Genomic DNA, 3,817 nt, shown 5'->3' with positions numbered 1-3,817 from the left:
TGTCGAACAGACCATCTTCCAGCATCAATTTGGCGCCCCAGCTGGCATCCTGGCCGGGTTGTACCAGGCTTGAGCCTTCTTCGGCGGGCTGGAAGATGAACATGACGGTGCCTTCAAGGCTGTCTGCCGTCGGTTTGCTGAATTCTATAAGGAGAATGCCGGCAAGTTTCCGCTGGAAACCCAAGCCAGCGGTTATTACGACCGGCTATGCAGTTCCTATCCGATCCATCCGGAGATCTTCGACCGGCTGTACGAGGATTGGTCGACGCTGGACAAGTTCCAGCGTACCCGTGGCGTGTTGCAGTACATGGCCATTGTGATCTACCGTCTGTGGAACTCGGATAACCGGGATGCGCTGATCATGCCGGGTTCGATTGACCTGGATGATGGCAATGTCCGTAACAAGAGCATCCATTATCTGCCCCAGGGCTGGGAGCCGGTCATTGAGCGCGAGGGGGATGGCCCCCGTTCTGAGCCTCATGAAATAGACAGTCGGGATACACGCTTCGGTAGTGTGCAGGCGGCTCGGCGTTCCATGCGTACTATCTTTCTCGGTAGTGCTCCCTCGGGCACTGGGCAGGTGGTGAAGGGGGTACAGGTTGAGCGGATCCTGCTTGGCGCTGTACAACCGGGGCAGACCATCGGTGTGTTCGAGGATGTGCTCAAGCGCCTGCGTGACCGATTGCACTATCTGTACTCGGAGCAGGATCGCTTCTGGCTGGAAACCAAGCCTAACCTGCGTCGTGAGATGGAAAGCCGGTTGCAGAATATAAGTACCCGGGAGCAGTTGATCCCGCTGTTGCGCGACAAGGTACGTTCCATGTTTGCCAGCAATCATAGCTATGCAGGTATCCACGTGTTTGCCCAATCAGGCGATATACCGGATGAGTATGGCCCGGGGCCTCGATTGGTGGTGCTGCCTCCGAATGCTGCATACAGCCGGGCTGATGGTAAGGCAGCGTTTACTGCTGTGGAAGAAATTTTGACCAAGCGTGGTGAACAACCACGGCAGAAGCGTAACCGGTTGATATTCTTTGCTGCGGATTACGATGTGGTCAACCGCCTGAAGGAAGCGGGGCGAGTTCTGATCGCCTGGCAGGGCATTGTGGTCGACATTGATGAGGGCAACCTCAACCTTGATCTGTTCCAGGCCAAGCAGGCGAAAAAAAATAGGGATGGAGCCGAGCTGACGCTCAAGCAGGTTATGCGCGACTGCTACAAGTGGCTGCTGTGCCCCTCAGAAGATTTTGTATCGGGCAAACCGGAGTTGCATTGGGAAGCGGTGACAGTGTCCAGTGCTGCGACCAGCCTGGTTTCCGAGATCGAAAACAAGCTCAAGGAGGAAGAGTGGCTTGTTACTGATTGGAGCCCCATTCACTTGAAGAACCTGGTGGAAAAATGGTATTTCCGGGATGGCAGGGTGGATGTCAGCGCACTCAAGGTGTTTCAGGACTGCTGCCACTACTTGTATATGCCGCGCCTGCTAAATGACAACGTCTTCAAGGCGGCATTGAATTCCGGCGTCGCTTCGGCAGACTTTTTTGGATTTGCGGCCGGTAAGGATGGTGACAAATACCTCGGTTTTACATTCGACCGCAATACTATGGTGACTCTGGATGCAGATGCGCTGCTTATTCAGCGAGATGCCGCAGAGGCTTACCGTGAGGCGAGCAAACCGCCGACGCCACCTGCGGAGCTGGCAGCCACTGAGGAGGGCGGTGGCTACACAGTCATCAGCCCGCGGCCGCCAGCGGCATCCATCGGCGCACCTACACCAGCGGACAGTCCGCCGAAGGCTGCGGTTAAGAAACAATTCTATGGCACCATCGATATCGATCCGGTGAAGGTCAAGATGGACTTCGCGCAGATCTACGATGAGATCATTGAACAGTTCACCTCGCGCGTGGGCGTGGATATGCGTATTTCCGTCGAAATTCAGGCCAACAGCAAGACCGGTTTTGATGAGGCTTTGCAGCGGACCGTCAAGGAAAACTGCAATGTCCTGAAGTTCTCGGGCGCGGAGTTTGAAGAGGAGTGATACATTTTGTCCACTTGATCTGCGCAGGGTAAAGAAGGGCTTGTGCAAAACACAGCCATACCCCACCCCTAGGGGAACGCGATGGGAAGACGTACCGCGTCCATGAAGTTGAGATAGGATCCGCTCCTCGGTAGCGCCGGAGAACTCTCTGAAAAATGTGCCGAGGTTGGTGATTGTGCCGACGCTGTATAAAAAATGAATGCTAAACGATTGTGGCAATGCAATACGAGGCCAGAAACGGAGTGTCTCTGATCTCGTATTGCATTGCCGGGATCAAATCAGACCCCGCTCAGCCTGTAGCTTCGGAATTCATGATGGCTGGGCATCACTCCCAAATCCGTTTCCTCTATTGTTTATCGGCTGCATGAACTTATTACAGGGAGAATCTATTCATGTCGACCTCTGGTGCCCCGCGTTTAGCCACTGCACTGGCCAAGGCGATCAGTGCCAGCGCTTCAACAAGGGTGATGTCATTGCACTCGGCGTACTGCTCCACGGCCGCGTAGTTATTGGTCCAATCCAGATGTACCGAAGAAAGATAGTTCCGAGCTGTCAGGCTGTGTAGAGGCATATCGAGCGCTAGCGGCTTCGGCTGAGTTTCTAGATGTTGCTCATCGTTGTGTGGGGGAGTGGTTGTTGTTAGGGGGCTTTCTTTCATTCTGTTGCGCTCCTCTGTCCATTGTTTCATTGTGACGATGGCGGTAGGGCAGTCACTGGCATTGAGCCCGTCATGGTGGTAGTAAGGGGAAGAAGAAACTCGTAATCCAGAGGCCTCCCAGCTGAGACCATCATCACTGGTAGGCAAGGTTTCGAAGAACCAGACCTCCCCGTCAAAATCTTGCGCAGCATAGGTCAGCTCGCCGTAAGGCCATAGATCGAGCCCATTGCTCAGAATCTCCAATAGCGTCATGAGAGGTCCTTCTTCGCAATATGACGTACCATTTGCGCTTGGAAATTACGGCTGGCGCCCTGCAGCGTTAACGCCTTAAAGGCCCCAAATTCCACTTCTACTCGTTGGTCCTCGAGAACCACATAATCAATTTCTGTCTCCAATGTCAGCCGTTGGAGCGTGGCGTTTACATATTTACCATTCACTTCAAATCCGTTCAGCCACAGCTGATCGGCTATTTCAGCTACCCGAAATAACGTGGTCTTAAATTTCATATTGTTTTTCTCACTGTGCAGTCCATCAGCGCCAGCCGCTTTTTTGCGTAGGGATTAATGAAAACGATGCTCATTGAGTCCGGTTCAGTCGGTCAGAAAGTCGGAACCTGATCCCGTTGTGCGGGGCGAAGCCCGTCGGATACGCGATTTACGAAACCCGCCATGGGAGGTGAAAAATCCCGTATCGCCAAAGAAACTGAAGCGGGTCGCTCGATATCCGGCCTGCACAGCTGAGACATGATAGCTACGTGCTTTTCGGTAGGCCCAACGCCAGTTTCTCTTTGCATTACTGCTTTTCCTGTCCACTACTAACTCCATGATCGATTGCACCGATCAAAATGATCTTCTGACGCAGGGAGGTGATTGCGAATTATTATCAAGGTACTGCTGTCCTCATCACTGATGTCCCTGCGTCATCTCGAATGCCTGATATTCAGCGCCGGCCGGCTCAGATACCGTGCTTTGAGTCCTTCTCACTTAAGCTGGGAGTAGCCAGAGCGCCTATCCAGAAGGCGGCTCTAGTTTCATTGCATAGCAGTCCTAATGAGCGGTATGCCGATTGCGTATTCCGGCGAGCGTGACCGGTCATTCCGGGCATCGTGACCGGTTTGCACA

At 53.5% G+C, this 3,817-nt stretch carries 3 protein-coding genes; 1 reads left to right on the top strand and 2 read right to left on the bottom strand.

Annotated elements, in window-relative coordinates; translation table 11 throughout:
- Positions 1–88: 88 nt before the first annotated feature.
- Positions 89–2,038 carry an ATP-binding protein gene (locus INT39_RS22160; protein ID WP_319021411.1) on the top strand — a complete coding sequence of 650 codons (1,950 nt, stop codon included), beginning with the start codon at positions 89–91 and terminating at the stop codon, positions 2,036–2,038.
- Between the two features lie 373 nt (positions 2,039–2,411).
- Here the strand turns inward: INT39_RS22160 and INT39_RS22155 are convergent, their stop codons facing one another.
- On the bottom strand, positions 2,412–2,948 hold the full coding sequence (locus INT39_RS22155; RefSeq protein ID WP_193076134.1) for a hypothetical protein: 537 nt from the start codon (positions 2,946–2,948) through the stop codon (positions 2,412–2,414).
- Positions 2,945–3,202: a hypothetical protein gene (locus INT39_RS22150; RefSeq protein ID WP_193076133.1), complete on the bottom strand. Its 258-nt coding sequence runs from the start codon at positions 3,200–3,202 to the stop codon at positions 2,945–2,947. The genes INT39_RS22155 and INT39_RS22150 overlap by 4 nt, the downstream gene beginning before the upstream one ends.
- Positions 3,203–3,817: the final 615 nt, after the last annotated feature.

Source organism: Pseudomonas sp. FME51 (assembly GCF_014897305.1).
Note: the sequence above shows the minus strand (reverse complement) of the source record. Positions and strands in the feature narration are given on the sequence as shown.

What these genes read in the sequence shown, in the direction of transcription:
- INT39_RS22150 (WP_193076133.1), bottom strand. Translation starts at nt 3,202, where the DNA reads ATGAAATTTAAGACCACGTTATTTCGGGTAGCTGAAATAGCCGATCAG.
- INT39_RS22155 (WP_193076134.1), bottom strand. Translation starts at nt 2,948, where the DNA reads ATGACGCTATTGGAGATTCTGAGCAATGGGCTCGATCTATGGCCTTAC.